This window comes from Nocardia sienata NBRC 100364, from assembly GCF_001613205.1.
In the GTDB taxonomy this organism is placed as follows: Bacteria; Actinomycetota; Actinomycetes; order Mycobacteriales; family Mycobacteriaceae; genus Nocardia; species Nocardia sienata.
On record NZ_BDBX01000008.1, the window covers coordinates 172,391 to 197,660 of the forward strand.

The following is a 25,270-nucleotide window of genomic DNA, read 5'->3' on the forward strand; positions in this document are numbered from 1 at the left end:
TGCGCGGCCGCGCACCCGGCGACGACGAGAGGGAGTTGATGTGTCCGACGGTATGAGTTTCGAACTGAGCGAGGATCAGCGGCTGATCCGCGACTCCGTGGCCGAACTGGCCCGGAAATTCGACGATCAGTACTGGATGGAGAAGGACCGGGAACACGAATTCCCCACCGAGTTCTATCGCGCCATCGCCGACGGCGGCTGGCTGGGCCTGTGTATCCCGGAGGAATACGGCGGACACGGTCTGGGGATCACCGAGGCCTCGATCCTCGCCGAACAGGTGTCGCGATCCGGCGGCGGAATGAACGCCGCCACCTCGATCCATATGTCGATTTTCGGTATGCAACCGGTGATCGTGCACGGTTCCGAAGAGCTGAAGCAGCGCACGCTGCCGCGGGTCGCCCGCGGTGACCTGCACGTCTGTTTCGGGGTCACCGAACCGGGCGCGGGCCTGGACACCAGCCGGATCACCACCTTCGCCCGCCGCGACGGCGACCACTACGTGGTCAACGGCCGCAAGGTCTGGATCTCCAAGGCGCTGGAGTCGGAGAAGATCCTGCTGCTGACCCGCACGGGGAAATACGACGATGTCGAGAAGAAGACCGACGGCATGACGCTGTTTCTCACCGATATCGACCGCGCCCATATCGATATCCGGCCCATCCCGAAGATGGGCCGCAATGCGGTGTCCTCCAACGAGTTGTTCATCGACGATCTGCGCATACCGGTCGAGGACCGGGTGGGGGAAGAGGGCCGCGGGTTCGAGTATCTGCTCGACGGCCTGAATCCCGAGCGGATGCTCATCGCCGCCGAAGCGCTCGGGCTGGGCCGGGTCGCGCTGGATCGGGCGGTCCGGTACGCGAACGAGCGGGAGGTCTTCGGGCGGCCGATCGGCAAGAACCAGGGCATCCAGTTCCCGCTCGCCGATTCGCTGGCCCGGCTGGACGCGGCCGAGCTCGTGCTGCGCAAGGCGACCTGGTTGTACGACCAGGGCAAACCATGTGGCCGAGAGGCCAATACCGCGAAATACCTGTGCGCGGAAGCGGGTTTCGCGGCCGCCGACCGGGCAATGCAGACGCACGGTGGTATGGGCTATTCGGAGGAGTACCACATCTCCCGGTATTTCCGGGAGTCGCGGGTCATGCGAATCGCACCGATCAGTCAGGAAATGATCCTCAACTATCTGGGGTCGCACGTATTGGGAATGCCGAGGAGTTACTGATGGCAGCGAACAACGGTTTGTTCGATCTGACCGGCCGCACGGCCCTGGTCACCGGGGCGGCGGGCGGTATCGGCTCGGCGGTGGCCCGGGCGCTGGCCGCCCAGGGGGCCGCGGTGCTGGTCACCGACCTCGACGGCGGCGCCGCGGGGGCGGTCGCCGAGAAGATCACCGCCGACGGCGGTACGGCGCAGGCGTGCGCCCTGAATGTGGCCGACCCCGATTCCGCGGTGGCCGCCGCCCGGCAGGCCGCCGAATTGGGCGGCGGGACGGTCACTATCGTGGTGAACAATGCCGGGATCACGGCGCCGGCCATGTTCCCGAAGACCACGCCGGACTCCATGCGCAAGATATTCGATGTGCACGTGCTGGGTACGTTCAACTGCAGTCAGGCGGCCCTGCCGTACCTGCCCACCGATGGCACCGGCCGCATCATCAACGTGACCTCCTCCGCGGGCCTCACCGGAACCCTCGGCCAGGTCAACTATTCCGCCGCCAAGGCCGGGATCATCGGCATCACCAAATCGCTGGCCCGCGAACTGGCCCGGAAGAACATCCTGGTGAACGCGCTCGCGCCGCTGGCCGCGACGCCCATGACCGAAACCATCCGCACCGACGACAAATTCGCGGAGCAGATGCTCAACCGGATACCGCTGCGCCGCTGGGCCGAACCCGACGAGGTCGCGGGCGCGTTCGTCTTCCTGGCCTCCGATGCCGCGTCGTTCGTGACCGGCCAGGTGTTGCCGGTCGACGGCGGCATGGTCATGTGATGGCCGCCGCCGGACCGTTGGCCGGAGTGCTGGTGGTGGCGTTGGAACAGGCGGTATCGGCGCCCATGTGCACCCGCACCCTCGCCGATTTCGGCGCCCGGGTGATCAAGGTGGAGAACCCGGCCGGCGGTGATTTCGCCCGGCATTACGACGATGTGGTGGCGGGCCAGGCGGCACATTTCGTCTGGGTCAACCGGGGCAAGGAGTCGGTCACCCTCGACCTGAAATCCGACCGGGGTCTGGCGGTGCTGCACGAATTGCTGGCCCGCGCGGATGTGCTGGTGTCGAATCTGGCGCCGGGCGCCACCGCGCGGCTCGGCCTGGCCCCCGCCGACCTGGCCGAGCGGCATCCATATCTGATCGCGCTGGAGATAGACGGTTTCGGGGCGGGCGGCCCGCTGTCGCACAAACGCGCCTACGATCTGCTCGTCCAGGCGGAGTCCGGGGTGTGCTCGGTGACCGGGCGCCCGGGCGAACCGGCCAAGCCCGGCCCGGCGGTGGCGGATGTGACCACGGGACTGTATGCGGCACTGTCGATCATGGCCCAGCTGTGCGGACGGTATCGCGAGACCGGTACAGCCGGCGGGTCCATCGGTATCAGTCTCTTCGACACCATGGCCGAGATGATGGGTTACCACCTGAACTACACCCGGCATTCCGGGGTGGAGCAGCAGCCGCTCGGCATGAGCTCGCCCGCGGTGGCGCCCTACGGCGCCTACGCCACCGGGGACGGGCAGACCGTGGTGCTCGGCACCACCAACGACCGGGAGTGGCAGCGGCTGGCCCGGGAGATCCTGGGCCGCCCGGACCTCGCAGGCGACGACCGTTTCCGGTCCAATTCCGACCGGGTACGCAACCGTGCGCCGCTGGACGAGGCCATCGGCGACTGGTGTGCCCGGCACACCCTGGCCGAGGTGCAGAAGGCCGCCGACGAGGCCGGTATCGGCAACGCGCGGTACAACACCGCGGCCGAGATGATCGACCATCCGCAGCTCGCGGCCCGCGATCGCTGGCGTGCGGTGGACAGCCCCGGCGGTCCGGTGCCCGCCCTGCTGCCGCCGGCCGTGATCCGCGGTTTCGATCCACCGATGGGCGCGGTTCCGGGACTGGGCGAGCACACCGACGCCGTGCTGCGGGAACTGGGCCGGTCGGCGGCGGAGATCGACGAGCTGCGCGCCGACGCGGTGATCGGGCCCGGATACCGGGCTGCGGGCGCGGGGGAGCGGTAATGACGAACAGCGAGTCGCCCGCCGGCGAACCCGAGCTACTGGTGGCCGACCGGGCCGGAGTGCGGACGGTGACCCTGAACCGGCCGCACCGCAAGAACGCCATGACCTGGGCGATGTGGCGGGAACTGGCGGATGTCCTGCGCGATACCGGCGGCGACCGGTCGGTGCGTGCGCTGGTGCTCACCGGGGCCGGGGGCGCTTTCTGTTCGGGGGCCGATATCTCGGTACCCGATGCCCGGCACCCCATGGACAAACTGCGGATCTTCACCGATCTGGCCCTGCAACTGCACGAACTGCCGATCCCCACCGTCGCGAAGGTGACCGGAGTGGCGGTCGGCGCCGGGTGGAATCTTGCCCTGGGCTGCGATCTGGTGGTCGCCACCCCGGGGGCGACATTCGCGCAGATCTTCGCGCGGCGCGGACTGTCGGTGGATCTCGGCGGTTCGTGGTTGCTGCCGAAACTGGTCGGGCTCCAGCAGGCCAAACGCCTGGCTCTGCTGGCCGAGACCGTCGACGCCGCCCGGGCCGAAGCGCTGGGACTGGTCACCTGGGTGATCGCGGACGCCGAGATAGACGCGTTCACCGCGGATCTCGCGGACCGGCTCGCGGCCGGACCGCCGGTCGCGCTGGCACAGACCAAAGCCTTACTGAACGAGGGTGCAGACTCGACCTTACGAGAGGCTCTGGCCGGCGAGGCCCGGGCCCAGGGAGTCAATTTCGCTACCGCCGACGCGCCGGAGGCGTACGCGGCCTTCGCCGGGAAACGCGCCCCGCGTTTCACCGGCGCCTGGTCGCTGCCCCCGGCCGGCGGCGAGAAGGAGAGCGGGTAGATGCGGGAAGCAGTGATCGCCGGCGCGGTACGCACACCGGTCGGCAAACGGAAGGGCGGCCTCTCGAGTGTGCACGCCGCCGACCTGTCCGCGGTGGTGCTGCGGGCCCTGGCCGAACGCACCGGCGTCGATCCGGCGCTGATCGACGATGTGATGTGGGGGTGCGTGTCCCAGGTCGGCGATCAGTCGAGCAATATCGGCCGCTACGCGGTACTGGCCGCCGGCTGGCCCGAATCCATCCCCGGCACCACGGTGAACCGGGCCTGCGGATCGAGTCAGCAGGCCTTGGATTTCGCGGCGCAGGCGGTGCTGTCGGGTCAGCAGGATCTGGTAGTGGCCGGCGGGGTCGAGGTGATGAGCCGGGTGCCGCTGGGCGCCGCCCGCGCGACCGGGCAGCCGTACGGCCCGGCGGTGCTGGCACGCTACGACGATTTCTCCTTCAACCAGGGGATCTCGGCCGAACTCATCGCCCGGAAATGGGGTTTCGGCCGGACGGTGCTCGACGAATACTCCGCACGCTCGCACGAGCTTGCGGCCGCCGCCCAGGACCGGGGCGCGTTCGACGAGCAGATCGTCGCGGTCGACGCACCCGCCGGGGAGACCACCGAGGGTGGAAAGGTCACCGTCGACGAGGGGATCCGCCGCGGTACCACCGCCGAGAAGCTGGCGAATCTGAAACCGGCGTTCCAGGACGACGGCGTGATCCACGCGGGTAACTCCTCCCAAATCTCCGACGGCGCCGCGGCTCTGCTGGTCACCACTCCCGAGAAGGCCGCCGAACTCGGCCTGACCCCGCTCGTGCGCTACCGCGCGGGCGCGGTGGCGGGGGCCGACCCGGTGCTCATGCTCACCGGTCCCATCCCGGCGACCGAGAAAGTACTGCGCAGAACCGGGCTCACGGTGGCCGATATCGGAGTCTTCGAGGTGAACGAGGCGTTCGCGCCGGTCCCGCTGGCCTGGCAGGCCGAAACCGGTGCCGACCCGGAGCGGCTCAATCCGCTGGGTGGCGCCATCGCACTCGGGCATCCACTCGGCGGTTCGGGCGCGGTCCTCATGACCAGGATGATTCATCACATGCGGGACCACGGGATCCGTTTCGGCCTGCAAACCATGTGCGAGGGCGGCGGCACCGCCAATGCCACCGTCGTCGAACTCGTCTCCTAGGAAGAACATGCGTCGCGATCTGTTCACCGCCGACCACGAAGCGTTCCGGGATCTGGTGCGCGAGTTCATCGAGAAGGAGGTGGTGCCCAGATACCCGGACTGGGAGAAGCAGGGGCAGATGCCCCGTGAGGTATTCCGGCGGCTCGGTGAACTCGGTCTGCTCGGTACCGCGATCCCGGAGGAGTACGGCGGGATGGGGGACCGGGACTACCGGTACAACGTGGTGTTGCAGGAGGAGGCGCAGCGGGCGCTGGTGACGCTCGGTACCGTGCGCACCCAGCTCGACGTGATCCTGCCGTACTTCCTCGAGTACGCCGACGCGGCGCAGCGGCAGCGGTGGTTCCCCGGGCTCGCCGATGGGAGCCTGCTCACCGCGATCGCCATGACCGAGCCGGGCACCGGGTCCGATCTCGCGGGTATCCGCACCACCGCGGTCCGCGACGGCGACGACTATGTGCTCAACGGGGCGAAAACCTTCATCACCGGCGGTCTGCTCGCCGATCTGGTGATCGTGGTGGCCCGCACCGCGACCGATCCGGACAACCGGCGGGCGGGTCTGACCCTGCTGGTGGTGGAGGACGGGATGCCCGGCTTCGAGCGCGGCCGGGTGCTGGACAAGATGGGGTGCAAGGTGCAGGACACGGTGGAGTTGTCGTTCACCGATGTGCGGGTACCGGCGGCCAACCGGCTGGGGGAGGAAGGGGCCGCCTTCGGCTACCTCGGCCACAACCTGCCCCAGGAGCGGATGACGGTGGCGGTGGGGTCGGTGGCGCAGGCGCGGGCGGCGCTGCACGCCACGATCGAATACGTCAAGGAACGCAAGGCATTCGGTACGCCGGTGGCGTCGTTCCAGAACACGAAATTCGAACTCGCCGCGATCTCCGCCGAGATCGAGGCCGGGCAGACGATGGTGGATCGCGCGGTGCGGGAGCTGGTGGACGGGCAGCTCTCCGGTGCCGACGCCGCCCGGGTGAAACTGTTCGCCACCGAGACCCAGGCCCGGGTCGTCGACCGGTGCCTGCAGTTGTTCGGCGGTTACGGCTACATGATGGAGTATCCGATCGCCCGGCTCTACACCGATGCCCGGGTCGCGCGGATCTACGCCGGGACCAGCGAGGTCATGAAAATTATCATTGCCAAAGACCTCGGATTGTGATGCATAGCACACTTAATAATTCGATGAGACGTGCATCACATTCCGCCGTTCGATCCTACTGTTTCAGCAGTTGGTTTATCGAACGGAGTACCCGGTGATCGGTTCACGGGATGAACACAGTGCGGCTGATTGCCACCTGGACGCCGAAACCGTGGCCGGCGCGGGGCTACGTCCGGTCGACTTCATGCGCGCGCACGCCCGCCGCCACCCGCTGCGTCACCGGCTGGCGATCGTCGCGCCCAACACCGTGGACGCGGTGCGGTACGCGGGCGGGTACATCTTCGACCGCATGATGGGCGGCTGGGAGGTGGTCGCCGTACTCACCGAACACGACGATGTGCGCCCGCTCGAGATCCTCGGCGCGACCGTCCTGGACCTCACCACCGCCATGTCCTCGCCCGTACACGACACCTGGCCGGAGAGCGTGCTGCTGGCGCCGGACATCTTCGTCTCGAACGAATGGGTGCGCAGAGGCGCCATCGACTGTCTGGACAAGGGGCTGGCCGAACTCGCGGTCTGGGGCGACGAACTGCCCGCCGAACTGGCGTGCCGGGTCCTGTCCGCCCATCACCCCCTCAGCTCCGCCGCCCGGGCATTCAAACGATGTGCCCTCGGGGCGGCCGGGATACCGGAACAGGCCCGCGAGGATATCGAGGTCTTCCACAGCGGTGAGGTCCTGCTGGCCGATCTGCGCGGCCGCCAGGCCCTGGTCCGCGCGGTCTGAACCGTGCGGACCGGGTCGAGCGCCGCGATTCAGGAACGACCGCCGAGGAAGCGTTCGGCGAATTCGGAGAGCTCGTCGCGTTGTTCGGCCGGGTCGGTGGCCGTAGCGCTCACCACGACCCGGGTCACCCCCTGAGCGGTGAAGGCCGCCAATCGCTCGTCGGTCATATCCAGCCCGCTCCACCGGGTGTACTCGAGTGCATCGGGATCGCGTCCCGCCTCCGCCGCGGTCGCCCGGGCCAGTTCCCACTGCGCCGCGCGCTCGTCGGGGAGCAGCGCCCCACCCGCGAAATACCCGTCGCCGCGCAGCCCGGCCCGGCGCGCGGCGGCCGCGCTCGAACCGCCGATGTGCACGGGCAAGGTGCGGGATCCGTGCGGCTTGGGGAACTGGACCAGGTTCTCGAAGTCGAAGAATTCGCCGTGGTAGCTCACCCCCTCCTCGCCACCGGACCACAGCAACCGCAGCACGTCGATCGCCTCGTCGGCCCGTCGCCCACGGGTGCGGAAATCGACACCGGCGGCGGCCGCCTCGGCCGGCAGTGTGCCCAGCCCGACGGACAACAGCCGCATCCGCCCCTTCGACAGCACATCGATCGTCGCCAGCTGCTTGGCCAGCACGACCGGATGCCGGTAGGGCAGCAGCAGGACTCCGGTCCCGAGCAGTAGCCGGTCGGTGACCGCGGCGACGAAGGCGAGCGTGTCCAGCGGGTCGGTGAAGGGCAGACCGGGCGGTACCTCGAAATTGTGCAGTGTCGCTCCGGGATACAGAACCAGATGTTCGGGTAGGTACAGCCCTTCGAACCCACAGGCCTCGGCGTGCCGCGCGTAGGCGGCGAGGCGATCCGGATCCGCGCCGAAATGTGCGGTGCTGTAACTGACTGCGAACTTCATCGTGTTCCTTCCGATGCCCGTGTCGTGGGCCGACGCCCCACGCGCGGTTCCCGCGACGTCGCCTGGCCGACGACCTCAGCGGATGAACTGTCCGGTTGCCGCCAAAATTCCTGCCCCGCTTCCTGTTGGGACGGAAATCCCGCGGTGCCGTCGTGGCCGTGGACCCGGTGACTCGACCGGCCGTAGGTTGTCCACGTGATCGGCGAGTGTGTTGCCGACAGAGTCCGCCGGCCCGGGCTGCCTCGCCCGCGGCCTCGACCATCGCCTCCGCGGGATCCGCGGATACCCCGGTGCGCGAGGGGCACCGACGAGAGGAAACGGGGCCGACCGGCCCTGGCTTTCGGGGCGACGGCCAGCCTGCCGGCGTCGGGAACGGACGCGACCGCGGCGGTCGCCGAGGAATTTCTCGAGCACGAACGCCGCCGCGACGTCTGGGAGACGAACCGTGACGATGATCGACGACGAACGGCCCCGCACGACCCGGCCGCGAAGCCGTTGCCTGCCGATGCCGGAAACGAACCTCCGACGACCGAGGGCGTCACCTTCGTCGATGCCATCGAACTCCCCGCCGAGCGGATCGACGAATTCGTCCGCCAGTGGCGTGACCGTGCCGCGCACATGCGCACAGCGCCGGGCTTCCGTGACGTCCGCCTGCACCGGGCGATACTTCCCGACGCGCGCTTCCAACTCGTCAATATCGCGCATTGGGACAATGCCGAAGCATGCGAGGCAGCCGGTCCGAATCCCGCCGTCGTCGCCTCGGTCGACGAAGCGCGAGCCATCGCAACCGCCCACCCGGCACTCTATCGAGTAGTCGCCGAATACCATTGACGGGCAACATAATGCGGAGAGGCGTAATCGCGCTCACCGAACCGGAAAGCGTCAGTGCCTATTCAGGCGAAGCGTTCCCACGCTGATTGCCGACGCATGCCCAATGCGTCTCCGACCCGCTCCCACGACATTCCGCGTCGGCGAGCCTCCGCCACCCACGCGCGCAGATCGTCGTCGACCTGATGGCGGATCGCCTCGATCCGTGGCAGATGGGCCAGCAATGCCTCGTCGTCGACTCCTTCCCAGACCGGAGTAGTTCGCTTCGGCCCGGCGGGCTTGTTCTCGATGATCGAGGCGCTCAACGCCACGCAGTCGTTGCAGATGTAGACACCGGCTCCGGCGACCAGGGTCTCGACATCGTCGGCGGACCGGTTGCAGAAAGAACAGCGGTTCATGACACCTCCTCTGTCAGGGCAGTCCTGACATCGTATCCTCGTCAGGAGAATCCTGACAAGGCGTGTCCGTCACCGGGATCGAGCTGCCTTGCCGAGTCGGGCGGCTGTGTCGGGGTTCCCCCGGTGGATTCCGGCGACCCCATCGCCACCGGGAGTCAGGAGCCGAGTCGAGAAACGCGCGACGCTATTCAGGGCGTCGGCACACGGCTTCGACGTTGTTGCCGTCGGGGTCTCGCACGAACGCGCCGTAGTACGCGGGGTGGTACTCCGGCCAGAGCCGGGGCCGGTGCAGAACTTCCGCGCCGGTGTCCACCGCCGCGTGGAAGAAGGCGCGTACCGCCGCTCGGCTCGGTGCGGTGAAAGCGATATGCGATTCACGGAACCCGGCTCCGGCAGGCAGCGGTCCCAGCCAGAAGGAGGGTTGGGGTGGGTTCGTACTCCCGTAGCCGATGACTTCGTCGAAGTCGATCACCCGGGTCCCTCCCAAGGGGGCGAGTATTCGATCGTAGAAGGCGGCACTGGCCGCGATATCAGCACATTGCACCGCGAGATGATCGAGCATCCCGGCACCTCCATCGTAGAAAACTGTTTCGGATGTCCGTGATCCGTCCCGTTGGACAGAACTTCAATCGACGAATATCGCGTGCGTAGCGGAGTTCGGCCGGGCGCCGCGTCCCTACCGGGTCTCCCGCGTCCGAATCGGGCTCGTCGTCATGCTTCCGACCGTAACCGTGGATAGGTCGGATGCTGTCCGCAATCGAGGTGGTGCCCGCCCTCGCCAACCGATCCCGCGGCCCGTTCTCCCCGGCCTCGCGCTGGGACTTCTCCGAACCATCCGTCGGCCGCGGCTACTGGGCGCCGACGCCGTCTGTGATCGCCGTCCACCTCGACCCCGGTGGATCCTTCGTGACTGCGGCGGGCGGTCTCACGGGGAATGTGAGCCGTGGTCCCGCCGCTGTGCCGACCGCGCTCGACCGGTGCGGTCGGTTGCCGTGGTGGTACCCATGGCGGCGATTGCCGGCAGAATCGCGGCCTGGCCTTCGGCGACAGCGATGTCGTAGATCGATGCCCCACCCCACACCCGGCCGAGGTCGCCGGCGTCGACGATCGCGAACCCGATCGCCTCGCCACGCATTCGAGCTGCTGCTTCTTCTCCTGCTGACCAGCTCAGCTGGTGTTGTTCGGTGAAAGGCTCGCTCGATCCCCAGGAGAACCGCTGGCACAGGGGGTCGGAGAAGCCGGCGAATCTCTGCGCGTGGTCGCTCGGGCGCCAGGCGCGCAGGGTCACGACTCCGTCGGTGAGTTCAGGATCGGGAAACAGCAACTCGGGCATGGACGAAAACTACGAGACGATCCGCGAGGGCGTCGCTTCGATTTCTGGCCTGGTAGGCCGGGAATTAGCCACATGATGTGATGTGCACCACTCGACTGGACGTCAAAAGCTAATTATATTAGCTTTTTAGCTATCAGTGATAGCTAAGGAGATCGGCATGACCACTCAGCAACTCTCGCTTCCCGACGGCACCATCGCCTACGAGCTCACCGGCCCCTCCGATGGACCTCTGGTGGTGTGCGTTCCCGGCGTCGGCGTCAACCGTGCCGATTTCCGATTCGTGGCCCCGGCGCTGGCCGAAGCCGGAAACCGGGTGGCGGTCATGGATATCCGGGGTCACGGCGACTCCAGCGCCGGCTGGCCGCGGTACGATCCCACCGCCGTCGGCCACGACATCGCCGCCGTGATCCGTCACCTCGGCGGGCCGGCCGTGATCGTTGGCCACTCGTTCGCGGCGAAGTCTGCCGGGCAGGTCGCCGTCCGCGAACCCGAGTTGGTGCGCGGCCTGGTGCTCGTGGGTGCCGCGGTGCGGCACGAGAAGCCCGGCTTCCTCATGGGGCTGGCCGCCAAACTCGTCACCGGTAATGCTTCGCTGTGGACGATGTTCCTCAAGACGCTGTACCCGGGCACCAAGCCCGCCGACTTCGCCGAATATCTCGCCGCGAACAAGGCGATGCTGCGCCGCAAGGGACACCTCGCAGCCTTGAGCGCCCTGACCGATTCGCTGCCCGCCGACCCTGCCCTGGACCTGTCGGACATCACCGCCCCGACCTTGATCGTCATGGGCACCAAGGACGGCGACCTCGCCGACCCGGTCGCCGAGGCGCAACGGATCGCGAACGAGGTCTCCGGACCGTCGCGGGTCGCGATGGCGGACGGCTCGGGGCACTACCCGCACGCCGACAACCCGGAGTTCACCGCGCACGCCGTCGCGACGTTCCTGAAGGAATTGTGATGCCACGTGCCGGACTCTCTCCCACCGCGGTGGTGGACGTCGCCGTCGCCGTCGTCGACGAAGGCGGACCCCGCGCCCTGACCCTCGCCGCGGTGGCCACCCGCGCCGAGGTGGCCACCCCCTCGCTGTACAAGCACGTCAAGAACCTGGACGAACTGGTGGACCTCGTCGGCGTGCGCGTCCTCGATGAACTCACCGAACAGGTGACCCGCTCGGTGATCGGGCTCGGCGGCTCCGAAGCGGTGGGTGCTCTGTTGCGCGCCTACCGCGACTACGCGGTGGAACACCCCCACCGGTACGCGATGCTGCCCCAGAACCCGCGCGAGACACCAGGCTGGGACACCGCCAGCCACCGCCTGATGGACACCATCTTCGCTGTCCTGACCGGCTGCGGCGTCACCGGCGCAGACGCGGTACACATCACCCGCTGCATCCGCGCCGCCGGGCACGGCTTCGCCACCCTGGAATCCCAAGGAGGCTTCCAGCTCGCCGAAGACATCGAGACATCCTTCGCCACCCTGACCCACATGGTGCTCAGCGCCCTGCCGTCACGGTGAATCCGAAACTGCGGCGATCGCCACCGGGGTAGCCCACCCTCAATGTTCAGAAATCAATACGTTCTTGGACAGTGGTGAGTTACATCGTCACTGATGAGTGATGTCTTCAGGCTCCCACCACCGATTCGGTCGGCTACCGCCGGCACACCCTGTGGCTGTCACCCGAGGAGGTCACCTCACTCATCGGCGACCTCCGGGCCGCGATACTCCCTCATCTGCACAACATCCCAACCGCCGAACGTGCCCAATACCCGCTGAGTCCCGTCCTCTTCCCGATCGGCCGACACGACACCGAAACCACCGACACCACACATCCCGAACAAGGCGAAACCCGAGCACGCAGGATCCCCTCGCCCCCGAACCCTGCCCGCCGATCATGACTACAGCAGGCCCCAACGGGCGTGCGCGCCAACCTATCGGCCGGGCGAGACCATTTTCCGTTTCCGACCGGCTGCCCCAAGGATGCGCTCGGTTTCACCCCGCATAGTCTCGGAAGCCGAGCAGGCCTTGTTCGGTTCGTACAGCGCTCGGTGGTTTTCGTCGATGTCACCGAGTTCGGCCATGGTGGTGAAACCGGTGCCTCCGATACCTGGTCGTCAAGCCGAGGGTGGGGGAACAAACCCTTCCGGCCACCTCGTGTTGCTGTCGTAGATGATTCCGGTCAGGTCCGCACCGGACAGGTCCGCACCGGACAGGTCCGCTTTGGTGAGGTTCGCGCTGTGTAGGTCCGCTCGGGTGAGGTTCGCACCTGTGAGAAAGGCGCTTTCCAGGTCCGCGTAGAAGAGGTCTGCCTCGGTGAGGTTCGCTCGGATGAGGATCGCGGCGACGAGCTCCGCGCCGACGAGGTCGGCACGGGTAAGGTCCGCCGAGCCGAGGATCGCGACGGTGAGGTCCGCGTTGGAGAGGTCCGCTTCGGCGAGGTGCGCGTAGTCGAGGTGGGCGCCGACGAGGACCGCATTCGTCAGATTGACGCCGCCAAGCTGTGGCGCGGCACTATCGGGCCCCGACTTCCTGGAGTCCCACACCTCGGGCAGGCAGGCCCGGCCGAGATCCAGTGTGTTTACCGGGTCATCGTGTGTGATGTCGCGCCGCGAGATAACTGTCAGGGCCGTTTCGACATCGGTAGGTAGGGCCTTTCGGGTGGCGGCGGGATCGAAGCCCGGGGGCTCGACCCCCGGGACATCGGTGAAGTAGGCGTTACACACCTCGTTGTGTGCGTGGGTTCGAAGAAACGAGGTGAGCAGACCAAAGACGGTGGGGTGATCGGCCGGCGATTCCTTCGCGATGCGTTCGAGTAGGTAGATGCCCGAGACGCGGACGTTGACCTGGTCGTTGGCCAGTTGTTCCGCGGCGAGCTGGAAGCGGGCGGTGGTCGCCGTTTCCTCGGCCAAGGATTGCCCATCGGTGGACACCTTCAGCGACTGACCCGAAAACCACAGCGCGGCGACTGCAGTCACCGACGCACCGAGCGTTGCGAAGGTGGCTGCGATCGCCCTCAGCTTCGCCCAGCCCGACCAGTGCAAAAACCTGCTCGACCGAGAGGGCACAACCACTGGCTCGGGCGGGGGCGATGGTCTCAACGATCGACCCCGGCCAGCGACGACAGGACGGTTACGAGCGGGTCGGCGATCCCTCATGGCCATCACAATCCTTCCGAAACAGTTCTCCCCCAACGTATCCGAACCGGGCCCGAGAACTACGTCGTCGCGCAGAGTCGTGCATATCCCCGGGCGAGAGAACTGATTGTCCGGTGGAACCGTCTCGAGAAGTGGGCCTATTGGGGAGCGTCCCGGAGGCCCGGGTCGATGCTTTGGCACTCGGTGCAGCGCGTAAGAACTGTCCAACAACTGATGCGTTCTTGAACACCGCCGGGTTCTACGGCGCTGTCACGCGCAGCGTGTAACGGGCCGAAAATTACGCCAGGTGCGACCAGATCGGTCTCGGGACCACTCCTGGGATGACGCGCAGGCATAGCATGTTCATCAATCGATGTTTTCTTGAACACTTGTCGCCGGAATCATCGCTGCTCAACGATGTTCATCCGGCGATTTCGTCCAAGAATCTGCCATTGATGAACACCTTGCCTACGCCCGCTTGTGATGACCGTTTTGATGCGGTCGGCGATGCTGGGTCGGCTGGAGTCGGCGCTCGAGAAGGGCAACGCCGTGCGCGTACCCGTCGGTTGCGCGCGTCGGCCGATATGAACCTCGCTCCGGTTCCGGATCCATGAGCGGCTTGTCTTGACGCGGTGACGTGGTCCGGCTGCGGGGTTCATGGGCAGCCGGGTGCTGCTGTTCGTTTCTCGTCGCGGGCGTGGGGTAGGTGGGTGCCGAAGAAGGTGCTGAGGGTGTGGTGTTGAACGGCGAGGCTGCGTGCGGGATCGACTGTGCCGACGAACGCTGCTGCTGCTGCGGTGTGTCCCAGTTGGGGGAGCAGGATTTGGTAGTCGGTGTAGCTGAAGTGTTCGCCGTCGGGCAGGTGGACTCGGCACAGCGGCCCGCGGTGGTGGCCGAGGAACTGTTGCCAGGAGGCGTCGGTGTCGAGACTGTGGTCGCCAGCGCTCATCAGCAGGAACGGCCGGTCCAGGCCTTCGTCGGCGGCTCGGCCGAAGTCGCGGGCGGATTGAGAGTAGGCCATACTGCCGTCGAGGTTGGCGCCCGCGCTGATGCGCTGGTCGACGAGCATGGTCTCGGCGGTGGTGAATCCGCCACCGGAGTGACCGAACATGCCGATCCTGGAGAGATCGAGAGCTGTGTTCAGCCCGTCCGGTAGGGCCCGGCCGTCGGCGTCGCGGTGTGCGCCGGCCGCCAGCAGTTCCAGCTGGTCCAGGACGAACCGGGTGTCCGCGATGCGGGTGGTGATCAGGCCTTTCAAGACGTCGATGCTGGGCTCTGGCAGGGCTTTGCGTGCGAGGCGGCCGCCGGGGAATTCGACGGCTTCGGCTTCGTGGGTGTGGTCGATCGCCACGACGATGTAGCCGGCGCCGGCCAGTTGTTCCATTTGCGTGGTGCCGTGTGAGCGCGACAGGGTTCCCCCCGGCGAGTACAGCAGGACCGGCCATCGGCCGTCGGCCACGGGCGCGCCGAGTCCGGAGTGGGTGGGGAAGCGGTAGTCGAGCAGGTTCGGCTCGATGCCGATTTTGCCGGCATCGCCGGCGGCTACGGCAGCGGCGACCCCGGCGGCCATGTACGGCGCTTTCGGCGCGGTGTTGGGCCGCGCCGGATAGCGCACGGTGATCATCAACTCCCGCACACTGCCGGGTACCCACGGATCTTTCCGACTCGGGTCGATCAGGCGCAGATCGGCGCTACCGACCGGATACGGGCCGGTCGGTGCGGGCAGGCCGAAACGAGCCGGCCCTGCGGACGCGGCAGCGGGTACACCGGCCAGCACCAGGGCGATCACGAGCGCGCTGACCCGGCGCAGCAAGGAAGTAGCGGTCACACACGAGAACATAGAACCGCAAGTGCTGCGCACACATCGGGGCGATCACCTGTACCGACCCCGAGATCCGGAGTCCGACCCCGGGGCGCCGACGGGGTGGTTCCCCGCATCGGTCACCGAAAAGCGGCTGGCTGGGTCGGCTTCACCCAGGTCGGGTGATGCCCGCGCCTCGCGTGGCGGCTTATGGTCGGGGCCGGACTGCGACGGAAGGGTTGTCATCCCCAGTGCCGGTGCGGCCCGGTTGCCCGGAGACGAGGCCCATCACCAGCCGCGGCCCGAGTAGCGGGCGTAACCCGTTGACCGGTAGCAAAGCGAGGTCGACCGGTGCTGTTCCGGCGCGGTATCGCTGTAAAGGCGCAGGCTCGGCGGCCTCACCACCGAAGAGGACCCGAGTGCCCCCGATGTCGAACATGTAGGCGTTGTTCGGCCAGAGCAGGGTTCGACCCGAGGGTGCTACCAGAATCGACAGATCGGGAACCGGCGTGCGGGTTTGCCCCTACCTCACACGCTCAGCGTGTATGAACCCGTGAGCTTTGGCACGGCGGGCCATCCCTCGCGTCGGTACATACAGCGGTGTGGTGTCCTTGGCAGGCAGGTCGCGAAGACCGCGCAGGTCCCAATGATTGGTCGCCGGATCGGTGACCACGATGGCCGTGAGCGGTGGTAGGTCGTCGATATCCATGCCCAGGGTTCACCTCGGCACAACCACCACCGCTCGGTGAACCATGGGTCGGTGAGGACAGCGTGACCATTGAGCTCCAGCAGGACAGAGGAATCGACGATGCGGGTGACCGCTATTGATGGCTTGTCCATACGGGCAGCGTGGTGGTTGATGTATGCATGAAAGTCAAGTGAGTCACTGACCATCGGCGAGCTGGTGCGGCGGTTCGGCCTGGGCCACGCATGTGCTGCGGTACTGGGAGAGCATGGCTCTGCTCGAACCCGCTCGCCGCGATGGCGGTCAACGGTCCTACGGGCAGGCCGAGCTCGAGCGTGTCGTATTGATCCTGATGGGCAGGGAGGCCGGTTTCACGCTGAGAGAGCTGGCGACGATCCTGTCCACCGCAGACCCGATGGACCATCGCACCGTGCTGCGCAACCACCTCGACGAACTCGAGCGCCGCATCTCACGGGCGCAAGAGGCGAAGAAGCTCATCGAGCACGCACTCGCCTGCCCACACAGCTTCGCCGAATGTGAACATGCACGAGAACAGATCGCTGCCCGGATCCCGCCCTCGAGCACTTGCCAATCGCCAGAAGGCATTAGGTCGACAGCCCGTTGAGCATCGCAGTGTCCATAGGCAACCGAACGCTACGACGGACGACTGTCTGTAAAACGATGCATTATTGAAAAGCGATGAGTCGTGTCATCGCTGTTCATCGATGTCCGGGGAGCGGATCCGCCTACTATGTGCCCTTTTATGAACATAGAGGCGGGGGCCCATGCCCGCCGTCGCTAACCGTCGCCGCAGCTGACCTTGATCGACAGAACCTGCACGTAACCGGCTTTCATCTCTGTGATCTGCGCGCCCGACAGACCGTCTTCCCCATATGAATCATCGGTCACATCGCGCACCGAGACGTGACAGTTGTCCGGCGCGTCGCCATAGGCGAGCCAATGTGGGTCGGAGCCAGGTTCTCCTGCGGGATTCTGTGCTGACGCGGACGCAGTGCGGGGCAGGCGAAGTCTCAGACCGGGAGCGGTGACGATCGCGAACACATCGTCGGCGGCGGGACCGACGAAGAGGGCCTGGGCCCATGGCCCTACCGGCGATACATCGCCGGTCGTTCCCAACTCCGCGTAGCCCGCGACCTCGATCTTGTTCAGATACCGCATCGCTGGATTCCGGAATGTCAGCCATACCGCCAGTACCGCGACGAGAACCACCGGCGTCGCGACCGCAACCACGACCCGCCCAATCGGCCACCGAGTCCTGACCCAACGACGGCGGGTCATCTGCCCTCCGGCACGCTGGTCACCGGCATGCCCACGCCGATAGCGGTTCCCAGGAGATAGCCATTTCGTGGCAGAGGTGGATTGGTCACGCCGATTCCCGGTCTCACCGTTGCCGGATCTCGGCGGGTATCGGCCCTGCCCCAACCGCGGTGTGCGGGAAGCAGGGCGAGGTCACATAGATCGCGCGGCGACCCTCGGCTTCCTGCTGGGTGACAAGGGTGTAGTGGTCCGGTGTCTGTGCCTGTACGACATCGCTGGGTTCCCGGACCACCTCCCAGCCGATCTTGTAGCCGGTGTTCCAGCCCAGCTGCTCCCACTTCGCCTTGATCAGCGCCAGGTACTCGGCCTTGCTGCCGGTGGTGCCGTGAAGGAGGTAATCGACCATGAGTTTGCGGGGCGCGTCGAGCACCTTCTTGTCGAGCAGACAACTCCCGTCCTTCGCCGGATCGGTGGGTATCGACTTCCCGCCGTCCCAAAAAGTGTCTTCCGGTGTCAGCCAGACCGCACCGGGCAGCACATCGATCGTGGCGGCCAGATACTCCAAGGTCCGTGCCTGCGCGTGTGCCTCGGTCAGATCGGGCTGGACCGGGAAGTCGCTGGTGTAGGTGATCTCTTCTGCTTCCGTCCACCCACCGGCCGCCGGGTCGGCGGCACTCGGGGACTCAATGGCGCCATCGCAGCCCGCGCAGGCCATCAGGAGACACGCCACCGCGATCGACCGCCCGGTACGGGATCTTCGCGACTTCCCACCGCGCACAGCCTCGACCTCTCCGCCCCGCCCCGTCCGCGCTACCATCCGCGACCCCCGGGAAAGTGGCTACCTCACACTAGAACCGAAGTCTCCGCCGACATACGCCTGGGCGGGAAGGTGTGAAACATTATGTCTCGAGGACGCCTCGCGTCCCGGCGGGAGATCGAACCCGCCCGCGACGACCGGGACGTGAGTCTGTCCAACAATTGATGCATTCTTGAACGCTCATGCCGACGTTGATCGCTGGTCGGCGATGACTTGGGACGGTAGTTTGTTCAATAAGACTCCCTTTATGGACGCCCTCGCTACTGGCCGTCGGAGGAGTCGATGAGGGTTTGGACTCCGTCGAAGATGCGGTCGAGACCGAAGGTGAGTGAGTCGATCTGGCGGTCGGTGCCGGTGAGCGTTCGCGCCAGTGCGGGGAAGCGTTCGGCGTGGCGGTCGACGAGTTCGCTGGTGAGCTGCTGCCATTCGCGGGCGTGGTCGGCGTCGAAATCGGCGCGCTGCTGAGCGAGGTTGCGGACGTGTCCGGCGATGAGCAGGAATACCTGATGGCGTTCGGGGGCCTGCATGCCCGTCGATTCCAGCACCTCCAGGGCCGCGTCCATCCACCGGAGTTGGTTCGGGCCCAGGAGCTGGCGGCGCATGGTGGTTGCGGTGAGCAGCCACGGATGCGTGGAGTAGATGGTCAACAGCTGACGTGCCCAGTCCAGTAGTCGCGTACGCCAATCGGTATCGGGGTCGGGCAGCCTGGGGCCGGGGGTGAGGACGGCTTCGACCATCAATTCGACGAGTTCTGTCTTGCCGGGGATGTGGCGGTAGAGGGCCATACCGGAAACGCCGAACGCGGCAGCCACCTTGTTCATCGACACCGCATCCAGGCCGTCGGCATCGGCGCAGGCGACTGCGGCGGTGGTGATGCCGGCGATGGTGAGGCCGGGCTTGGGTCCGCGCGCGGGCCCGTCGGGTTCGCCCCACAGTAGTGCGGCAGCAGTGCGCAGGTCGCGGGGCTTGTTCTCGGCACGGCGGGGCATGGCCAGAGGTCCTCTTTCCTGGGATCGAGTTGACAGAAGACCCGTCCGTTTATACCTTAAACAGTCTGGTTTGTTGCATAAACAGTTTAAGGGGTAATCATGCGGATTCCGGGCACGAAGCACTCCCAGCGCCTGCGCATCACCGCGGCGGAAGGCATCGACGAAGCCGGATTCGTGCAGATCGGCGGCATCGGCCAGTGGATCTCGATTCGCGGGGAGTACCGCGGCAATCCAGTCCTACTCGAACTCCACGGCGGGCCCGGCGCTTCCAACCTCATCTACGCCACTCGCACCCGGGGCTGGGAACATCACTTCACCGTGGTGCGCTGGGATATGCGAGGCGCCGGAAAAACCTTCGGCCATACCGGCCCGGACGGCCAGGGTGAGATGAGTCTGCGGCAGCTCGAACACGATGCCCTGGAGGTCGCGGCTTATGTGCAGGCCCGGCTCGGCGTCGACAAGGTCGTGCTGGTCGGGTGTTCTTTCGGCTCGTTCGTCGCGCTGCGCCTCGCCCGCCGTCACCCGCAGCTGTTCTCCGCCTATGTCGGCACCGACCAGAACATCAACGCCGGCGGCCGCGACCACACCGCCTACCTGGGCTTGCTCGAACGCCTCGAAAAGTCCGGCAAGCACAAGGACCTCGCCGCTGTCACCGCCATGGGAGCGGACCGATCGACATGGACCACCAAGGACTGGTCGCAGTACAACAAGTACACAGTCGGCTCCGATCCGCTCACCTTCGACACCGTCAAGAAAGTCGTGATGGGCTCGCTGTTGACCTCGCCGCTGCACTCTCTCGGTGAGGTCGGCACCTACCTGAAGGCCATGAGCTTCTCCGAATGCCTCGCACCTCAATCGGTCGCGATCGACGAATGGGCTGAGGGCACCACCCTCGCGATCCCGTTCTTCCTCTTCCAAGGCGAGCGCGACGTCATCACCCCTGCGGAATCGGCCAAGTCGTTCTTCGACGACGTCACTGCCCCGGTCAAGAAGCTCGCACTCATCGAGAACGCGAGCCATTTTGCCGCCTTCCGCCGACCCGACCGCTTCCTCGACCTGCTACTCGCTCACGTCCGCCCGATCCTCACCCTCGACCCGAACGACCCCCAACGCTCATAGGCCGGCCAACATCTCGCGATCGCGTCTCGCGCAGTGTGACGGGACGAAAACAACCGCTCTGGTGGCTGCGGCCGGCGACCGGTCATTCACCGCGATCGCGGTGGCGATGATGGCAGCAGCGGTCGCCACCATGCTGCTGCCCGCCCACGGCAATATCGCGAGAGGCTCTCCATAAATTGATGCATTTTTGGACACTACAGTCCGGCATTATCGCCGCTCATCGATGCTTGTAGTCGAAAACCTGTCCATTAATTGCGGCTGCGGTTGCGGCGGGCGCCGCGGCAGGGGCCGTGCGCCATCTGATCGAGATAGCGCACCCGGCCCGCGCGATCACCATCGCCGACCCTCTCCTGGACTACTGCGAACAGATTCTGGGCACTGACCACCCCGACACCCTGCTCCTGCGCCACAACCTCGCGGTCGCCTACTACGACGCCGGCCAAATCGACGAGGCGATCCTGCTGCGTGCACAAACTCTCGCCGACCGCGAACGAGTCCTCGACACCCACCACCGCCACACGCTGCTCTCGCGCGGCAATCTCGCCATCGCCTACCAAGAGACGGGGCAAGCGAGCAGGGCCATCTCGATATACGAGCAGGCCCTGACCGACGGCCGACCGGTGCTCGGGGCCGACAATCCCCTCATCAAGATCTGGCACGACGCCCTCGCCCGACTGCGCGCACAGTCCGATCCAGCGAGCGGCGGGTCGGTAGGTGTGTCGTTAATCGATGCATTCTTGGACAGTTACGCTCAGGAACATCGCTGTTCAGCGATGGATTGACCTGATAATTCGTCCAATAACCCCCTTTCGTGAACACCGCCTGTTGGGTGCATAAGGGGAGGGCGGGCATCGCGCGGGACACGACGGGGAGGGTGCGAGAATCGTCCGATGGATGACTACACCGCTCACAAGCAGCGCGCCGAGGCGTTACTCGATGGCCTCACCGCCGGGGAAGCTGTCGGCGAAGCGGAGCGGCGCAATGTGATCGCGCAGGCGCAGGCACATGCTGCCCTCGCGCAGGCAGAAGCCCAGCGTGAGACCGCGGAAGCTATACGTGCGCTCGAGGCGTTGCCGCGACGAAGCGCAGTCTGAACCAAGCGGACCGGCCCGCAACGCCGATCGCGACCCAGCAGATCCTGTGGATCAGGACTGCGGCGTCACAGGACCAGCGGTTCTCACCCTGTCCTCATACACCTGGCAGACAGACCGTCGGTGTCTGTTCGGACGCGGAGATCAGGTTGTCGACCAGGCGGCTTCGTCGATGGCCAGCCATGGCGCCCTCGCGACGAGGGTGGGGGTCATATCCGTGATCGCCTTGGTTCGACGGTGAAGATGGGATTGGTCGACGTAGCCGGCCTCGGCGGCGGCATCCGCAGGCGAGCGCCCCGCGGCCAGGAGATGGGCGGCGCGGTCGAAGCGGACCAGTTCGGAGGCATGTTTGGGTGAAACCCCGAGATGGGTACGAAAGCGGGACCAGAGCCGCTGCCGGGTCCAGCCGGTCTCTGCGGCAAGGGTTTCGACTCGGAGCAGTCCTTTGGTGCTGACGGTCCGGTCCCAGGCGTACGCGATCTCGGGTGCTACACCGAATCCGCGAGGTAGCCGGCTTCGAAGGAACGCGGCTGCGAGTGCGAACCTCTCGTCCCACGACGGCGTCGAACGCAGTCGCTCGGTCAAGACGCCGACGCAGCTACCCCACAGCTCCGCCAGCGATATCACGGTGCCGCCGATGATGTCGGTGTCTCGGAGAATCGCCGCGGCGACCACAGGGGACACTCGAATCTGCAGGACCTCACCGGCTGCCGCACCGGTGATCCGTAAGGCGCCGGCTCGGAGGCCGACGATCACGTTCCCCGTGACCAGGCGCCCGGGAACGTCGAAGACTACGCCGGCCTCGCTGAGATCGAGCAGTAGCGTGACTGACGGATGTGGGATCATCGTGATATCGGCAGACGCGACGTCGCGGTAACGGAAACCCGCCATCCGAACCCCCGGAGCCGGTAACCGGACCGGGACGGTCACATCCACCCGGTTCCACTCCCATCTGCCCGTTGTGGTCATACGTCCCAAGCTAACCGGAACGCCGATAGCGTGACATTCGTCCAATACGGCGTGCGGAGCCAGTGACGAAGCTGTCGGCATGAGCGAATCGAGTACCGCCCGGACAGACGGCAACATGACAGTCCACGGATTGCACGTCGTGATCGACGGGGATCCGGCGGCACCGCCCTTGCTGCTCATCCACGGCTCGGGCGCGACTGGTTCGACGTGGGAGCCGGTGGTGCCGGCGCTCGTCACCGAGTATCGGGTGATCACGATCGACCTTCCGGGCTGCGGCCGGTCCGAACCGGTGTCGACGTACGCCGTACCGCAGCAGGCGGAGCGGGTGGCGACGGTATTGGATGAGCTGGGCGCCCGAAATCTGACGGTGGTCGGTCACTCCAGCGGAGGGTACGTCGCTACCGCTCTCGTAGAACACCGTCCCGACCTGGTCGGCCAGCTCGTCCTGGTCAGCACGGGGCCGAGCCACGCGGCGCTTCTTCCTGAGCCGGCGATCATCCGGATGCTCGCCTCGCCGCCCTTCGGTCCGCTCGTGTGGGCTATCCGTACCGACTCGCTGATCCGCCGCGGCCTGGTGGCAACTGCGGCGGCCCCGATCGCGGTGCCGGACGGGGCCCTGGCCGACTTGCGAAGAACGTCCTATCGAGCGTTCCGCGCGATTCTAGCGGCCAACGTCGACTACATCACCACGCGGACCGTGCCCCAGCGCCTCGTCGATTCCGGAAAGCCCCTCCTTGTGATCTTCGGAGATTCCGACCCGCGTTGGGACCCGGCATCAGCGCACCAGTACGAGGCGGTGCCGGGTGCCGAGCTGGAATACCTTCGCGGAGTCGGGCATCTCGCGATGCTTGAGGACGGCGACGCCCTCACCCGCTCGATCCTCCGCCGCGCACCAGGTCGTCCCGGACGGTGAGCGCAGCAGCCGGAGCAGAGCGCCAATTAATGCGGCGAACTCGACCAGTCGGACGACACCACGAAATGTTCATAAAATGATCGTTTCTTGAACAGTCGGGCCGAAACGGGCCGCGGCGGACGAAAGCCCAGTTCGACCGAAAACGGCGACTGTTCAAAAAACGCGTCGTAAAGTCTGGATGTTCAAGAACACTGGATTACCCTTTTGTGTACGATTCGGAGGTGACGGATACCGATGCGCTCGAACCGCTCTCGCTCGATGGCGATGCTCTGGATCCGATCGGCGGGGGAGGAGCACTGATCGGGTACGCCCGCGTCTCGACCCGCGACCAGAACCTGGATCGGCAGACCCGCGCCCTGAAGGCGGCCGGCTGCAAGAAGACCTTCGCCGACAAGAAGTCCGGGAAGGATGCAGAGCGCGAACAGTTGTCGGCGTGCCTGGACTACATGCGCGCCGGCGACACCCTCGTGGTCGCCTCGCTCGACAGGCTCGGCCGTTCCCTGCAGGACCTGATCTCGATCGTGGCCGACCTACGCCGCCGCGGTATCGGGTTCCGTTCCCTGCACGAAGCACTCGACACCACCACCCCCGGTGGGCGGCTGGTATTCCACGTCTTCGCCGCCCTGGCCGAATTCATCCGCGAACTCATCGTCGACGGCACCCACGAAGGCCTTGCCGCGGCCCGGGCCCGCGGGCAGCGCCTCGGCCGGCCACCGGCCATGAGCGAGGAACAGGTTCGGCAGGCCCGGGCCCTGATGACCCGGCCGGATGAGTCGGTGTCCTCGATCGCGCGGCTGCTGGGGGTCTCGCGAACCACGCTGTACAAGTACGTTCCGGAGTTGACCAGCAGGCAGTAGTGGTCGATATGCCCTCTTCCGCACGAGCACAACGGCTTTGCATCGAACGCAACGGTCTCATCACTTACGGTCGGTTCGTGGACCCAGCATGGATCGCCGTCATCGGTACCGTGTCCGGCGTTGCCGTAACGGCGACGAGCAGCCTGCTCACCAGCATGCTGACCGGCCGGCATCAGCGCACGATCACGGAGCGGCAGCTCGCCGAAGCGGACTCCGAGCGCACACGTGCGGAGGTGCGTGAATCCTTCATCGAGTACCTGGGTGCCTACAGCGCACTTCGGGACCAGATCCTGGTCCTTCACCACCAGCAGAACATCGGGGCGTCGGATACGCCGACAGGGCCGGACCGGATCTCGCTGATCGAAGCCTTCGCGCCGGAGGAATCGACCCGATTCAACCGGGCACACCACACCATCCAGATCACAGCAAGTGAGGCCACCTGCGCGGTTGCCAACACCACATCGTCCCAGCTTTGGGATCTCGCCCAGGCTGCAGAGGAACGCGACCAGGAGCTGTACAGCCGGGAACTGGCCGCTGGCGTGGCGTTGCGCCGGAGACTGCACGAAGCGATGCGGGCGGAGCTCCAACGAGGTCGGTAAGGCCAGGTCGCTGTCGGCAGTTGGAGCCGCCTGTCTATCTGGGGTCTACCCCAAATAGACGCACAGCTTCGGAAAGAGTCATAGGGGAGAAGCATTGGTTTCCCGGGATCGTGGAACCAGGGGCCCGGCCGGTGCGTCTGGATCTTTGAGGGTCCGGTATGAGTGGTCGGAGTGTGATCGAGAGGATTGGGATGGCAGAGGGGAAGCAGCCGATCACTGTGGATCCGGCCGCGATGGCTGATGCTGCGACGTTTTTGGCGTCGATAGCGACGACGTTGATCAATGCCGTCAAGGACGTAGACGCCAACATGGAGTACCTGCAGGGCACGTGGCAGTCCGCGGCGGCAACCGCCTACACCGGCGGCTGGAAAGAGGCTCGGACCGGTGCGTTGGAGGTGTTGGAGTCGCTGGGGGACATGGCCGAGCTGATGGGGGTGCAGGGGATGGACTTCCAGGGCACCGACTCGGATCTGTCCGGCGATCTGG

At 66.3% G+C, this 25,270-nt stretch carries 29 protein-coding genes; 19 read left to right on the forward strand and 10 right to left on the reverse strand.

Going from position 1 to position 25,270, the window contains the following annotated elements; translation table 11 throughout:
- The first annotated feature begins 52 nt into the window (after window positions 1-52).
- The 7 genes from NS4_RS08360 to NS4_RS08390 all read left to right on the forward strand — a co-directional run bounded on the left by NS4_RS08360 (window position 53) and on the right by NS4_RS08390 (window position 7,089).
- Complete coding sequence (locus tag NS4_RS08360; protein ID WP_063058918.1) at window positions 53-1,219, forward strand: acyl-CoA dehydrogenase family protein; 1,167 nt, start codon at window positions 53-55, stop codon at window positions 1,217-1,219.
- Complete coding sequence (locus NS4_RS08365) at window positions 1,219-1,986, forward strand: SDR family NAD(P)-dependent oxidoreductase (protein WP_063058919.1); 768 nt, start codon at window positions 1,219-1,221, stop codon at window positions 1,984-1,986. The genes NS4_RS08360 and NS4_RS08365 overlap by 1 nt, the downstream gene beginning before the upstream one ends.
- Window positions 1,986-3,215: a CaiB/BaiF CoA transferase family protein gene (locus NS4_RS08370; protein ID WP_063058920.1), complete on the forward strand. Its 1,230-nt coding sequence runs from the start codon at window positions 1,986-1,988 to the stop codon at window positions 3,213-3,215. Before NS4_RS08365 ends, NS4_RS08370 begins: the two co-directional genes overlap by 1 nt.
- Window positions 3,215-4,045: an enoyl-CoA hydratase/isomerase family protein gene (locus tag NS4_RS08375; protein WP_063058921.1), complete on the forward strand. Its 831-nt coding sequence runs from the start codon at window positions 3,215-3,217 to the stop codon at window positions 4,043-4,045. Before NS4_RS08370 ends, NS4_RS08375 begins: the two co-directional genes overlap by 1 nt.
- Window positions 4,046-5,209 (forward strand): thiolase family protein, encoded by a 1,164-nt coding sequence (locus NS4_RS08380; RefSeq protein WP_063058922.1) that lies wholly within the window; start codon window positions 4,046-4,048, stop codon window positions 5,207-5,209.
- A 7-nt stretch (window positions 5,210-5,216) separates the two neighbouring features.
- Window positions 5,217-6,365, forward strand: a complete 1,149-nt coding sequence (locus NS4_RS08385; RefSeq protein WP_063058923.1) for an acyl-CoA dehydrogenase family protein — start codon at window positions 5,217-5,219, stop codon at window positions 6,363-6,365.
- A gap of 94 nt (window positions 6,366-6,459) precedes the next feature.
- Window positions 6,460-7,089 (forward strand): hypothetical protein, encoded by a 630-nt coding sequence (locus tag NS4_RS08390; RefSeq protein ID WP_063058924.1) that lies wholly within the window; start codon window positions 6,460-6,462, stop codon window positions 7,087-7,089.
- 29 nt (window positions 7,090-7,118) lie between these two features.
- Here NS4_RS08390 and NS4_RS08395 read toward each other — a convergent pair whose 3' ends face one another.
- On the reverse strand, window positions 7,119-7,979 hold the full coding sequence (locus NS4_RS08395; protein ID WP_063058925.1) for a TIGR03619 family F420-dependent LLM class oxidoreductase: 861 nt from the start codon (window positions 7,977-7,979) through the stop codon (window positions 7,119-7,121).
- A gap of 495 nt (window positions 7,980-8,474) precedes the next feature.
- Here NS4_RS08395 and NS4_RS08400 point away from each other — a divergent pair, with 495 nt between their 5' ends.
- Window positions 8,475-8,810 (forward strand): antibiotic biosynthesis monooxygenase family protein, encoded by a 336-nt coding sequence (locus tag NS4_RS08400; protein ID WP_063058926.1) that lies wholly within the window; start codon window positions 8,475-8,477, stop codon window positions 8,808-8,810.
- 62 nt (window positions 8,811-8,872) lie between these two features.
- Here NS4_RS08400 and NS4_RS08405 read toward each other — a convergent pair whose 3' ends face one another.
- The 3 genes from NS4_RS08405 to NS4_RS08415 form a co-directional block, all read right to left on the reverse strand.
- Window positions 8,873-9,205 (reverse strand): ClpX C4-type zinc finger protein, encoded by a 333-nt coding sequence (locus NS4_RS08405; protein ID WP_063058927.1) that lies wholly within the window; start codon window positions 9,203-9,205, stop codon window positions 8,873-8,875.
- Window positions 9,206-9,389: 184 nt separating this feature from the next.
- Window positions 9,390-9,767: a VOC family protein gene (locus NS4_RS08410; protein WP_063058928.1), complete on the reverse strand. Its 378-nt coding sequence runs from the start codon at window positions 9,765-9,767 to the stop codon at window positions 9,390-9,392.
- A 363-nt stretch (window positions 9,768-10,130) separates the two neighbouring features.
- Entirely contained in the window at window positions 10,131-10,538 is a 408-nt protein-coding gene (locus tag NS4_RS08415) for a GNAT family N-acetyltransferase (protein ID WP_063058929.1), read from the reverse strand.
- 157 nt (window positions 10,539-10,695) lie between these two features.
- Here NS4_RS08415 and NS4_RS08420 point away from each other — a divergent pair, with 157 nt between their 5' ends.
- A complete protein-coding gene (locus NS4_RS08420; protein WP_063058930.1) occupies window positions 10,696-11,493 on the forward strand; it encodes an alpha/beta fold hydrolase in 798 nt (265 codons plus the stop codon).
- The gene (locus NS4_RS08425) at window positions 11,493-12,050 is read left to right on the forward strand and encodes a TetR/AcrR family transcriptional regulator (protein ID WP_063058931.1); all 558 of its coding nucleotides are present in this window, start codon (window positions 11,493-11,495) and stop codon (window positions 12,048-12,050) included. The genes NS4_RS08420 and NS4_RS08425 overlap by 1 nt, the downstream gene beginning before the upstream one ends.
- A 596-nt stretch (window positions 12,051-12,646) precedes the next feature.
- On the opposite strand, the gene NS4_RS08430 is transcribed toward NS4_RS08425, so the two are convergent.
- On the reverse strand, window positions 12,647-13,573 hold the full coding sequence (locus NS4_RS08430; protein WP_063058932.1) for a pentapeptide repeat-containing protein: 927 nt from the start codon (window positions 13,571-13,573) through the stop codon (window positions 12,647-12,649).
- Between the two features lie 452 nt (window positions 13,574-14,025).
- Between NS4_RS08430 and NS4_RS32085 the strand changes: the two genes are divergently transcribed.
- Entirely contained in the window at window positions 14,026-14,280 is a 255-nt protein-coding gene (locus NS4_RS32085; protein ID WP_157105942.1) for a hypothetical protein, read from the forward strand.
- Between the two features lie 41 nt (window positions 14,281-14,321).
- Here the strand turns inward: NS4_RS32085 and NS4_RS08435 are convergent, their stop codons facing one another.
- On the reverse strand, window positions 14,322-15,494 hold the full coding sequence (locus NS4_RS08435) for an alpha/beta hydrolase family protein (protein WP_218020322.1): 1,173 nt from the start codon (window positions 15,492-15,494) through the stop codon (window positions 14,322-14,324).
- 905 nt (window positions 15,495-16,399) lie between these two features.
- Here NS4_RS08435 and NS4_RS08445 point away from each other — a divergent pair.
- Complete coding sequence (locus tag NS4_RS08445) at window positions 16,400-16,777, forward strand: MerR family transcriptional regulator (protein ID WP_063058934.1); 378 nt, start codon at window positions 16,400-16,402, stop codon at window positions 16,775-16,777.
- A 173-nt stretch (window positions 16,778-16,950) separates the two neighbouring features.
- Here the strand turns inward: NS4_RS08445 and NS4_RS08450 are convergent, their stop codons facing one another.
- From NS4_RS08450 to NS4_RS08460, 3 genes are all read right to left on the reverse strand, one after another.
- Complete coding sequence (locus NS4_RS08450) at window positions 16,951-17,403, reverse strand: hypothetical protein (protein WP_063058935.1); 453 nt, start codon at window positions 17,401-17,403, stop codon at window positions 16,951-16,953.
- A 151-nt stretch (window positions 17,404-17,554) separates the two neighbouring features.
- Entirely contained in the window at window positions 17,555-18,160 is a 606-nt protein-coding gene (locus tag NS4_RS08455) for a hypothetical protein (RefSeq protein ID WP_157105944.1), read from the reverse strand.
- A gap of 347 nt (window positions 18,161-18,507) precedes the next feature.
- Window positions 18,508-19,236 carry a TetR/AcrR family transcriptional regulator gene (locus NS4_RS08460; RefSeq protein ID WP_063058937.1) on the reverse strand — a complete coding sequence of 243 codons (729 nt, stop codon included), beginning with the start codon at window positions 19,234-19,236 and terminating at the stop codon, window positions 18,508-18,510.
- A 99-nt stretch (window positions 19,237-19,335) separates the two neighbouring features.
- Between NS4_RS08460 and NS4_RS08465 the strand changes: the two genes are divergently transcribed.
- The 3 genes from NS4_RS08465 to NS4_RS08475 all read left to right on the forward strand — a co-directional run bounded on the left by NS4_RS08465 (window position 19,336) and on the right by NS4_RS08475 (window position 21,449).
- Window positions 19,336-20,355 carry an alpha/beta fold hydrolase gene (locus NS4_RS08465; protein WP_084487016.1) on the forward strand — a complete coding sequence of 340 codons (1,020 nt, stop codon included), beginning with the start codon at window positions 19,336-19,338 and terminating at the stop codon, window positions 20,353-20,355.
- Window positions 20,356-20,645: 290 nt separating this feature from the next.
- Window positions 20,646-21,137 carry a tetratricopeptide repeat protein gene (locus NS4_RS08470; protein ID WP_063058938.1) on the forward strand — a complete coding sequence of 164 codons (492 nt, stop codon included), beginning with the start codon at window positions 20,646-20,648 and terminating at the stop codon, window positions 21,135-21,137.
- Window positions 21,138-21,245: 108 nt separating this feature from the next.
- A complete protein-coding gene (locus NS4_RS08475) occupies window positions 21,246-21,449 on the forward strand; it encodes a hypothetical protein (protein WP_063058939.1) in 204 nt (67 codons plus the stop codon).
- Window positions 21,450-21,590: 141 nt separating this feature from the next.
- Here NS4_RS08475 and NS4_RS08480 read toward each other — a convergent pair whose 3' ends face one another.
- A complete protein-coding gene (locus NS4_RS08480) occupies window positions 21,591-22,415 on the reverse strand; it encodes a helix-turn-helix domain-containing protein (protein WP_245665175.1) in 825 nt (274 codons plus the stop codon).
- A 79-nt stretch (window positions 22,416-22,494) separates the two neighbouring features.
- Here NS4_RS08480 and NS4_RS08485 point away from each other — a divergent pair, with 79 nt between their 5' ends.
- The 4 genes from NS4_RS08485 to NS4_RS08500 form a co-directional block, all read left to right on the forward strand.
- The gene (locus tag NS4_RS08485) at window positions 22,495-23,328 is read left to right on the forward strand and encodes an alpha/beta fold hydrolase (RefSeq protein ID WP_063058941.1); all 834 of its coding nucleotides are present in this window, start codon (window positions 22,495-22,497) and stop codon (window positions 23,326-23,328) included.
- Between the two features lie 221 nt (window positions 23,329-23,549).
- Window positions 23,550-24,185, forward strand: coding sequence for a recombinase family protein (locus tag NS4_RS08490; RefSeq protein WP_369690204.1), 636 nt, complete (start codon window positions 23,550-23,552; stop codon window positions 24,183-24,185).
- Window positions 24,185-24,784 carry a hypothetical protein gene (locus NS4_RS08495; protein ID WP_063058942.1) on the forward strand — a complete coding sequence of 200 codons (600 nt, stop codon included), beginning with the start codon at window positions 24,185-24,187 and terminating at the stop codon, window positions 24,782-24,784. The genes NS4_RS08490 and NS4_RS08495 overlap by 1 nt, the downstream gene beginning before the upstream one ends.
- A gap of 191 nt (window positions 24,785-24,975) precedes the next feature.
- On the forward strand, window positions 24,976-25,270 hold a 295-nt coding region (locus NS4_RS08500), incomplete at its 3' end, for a WXG100 family type VII secretion target (protein WP_169811740.1).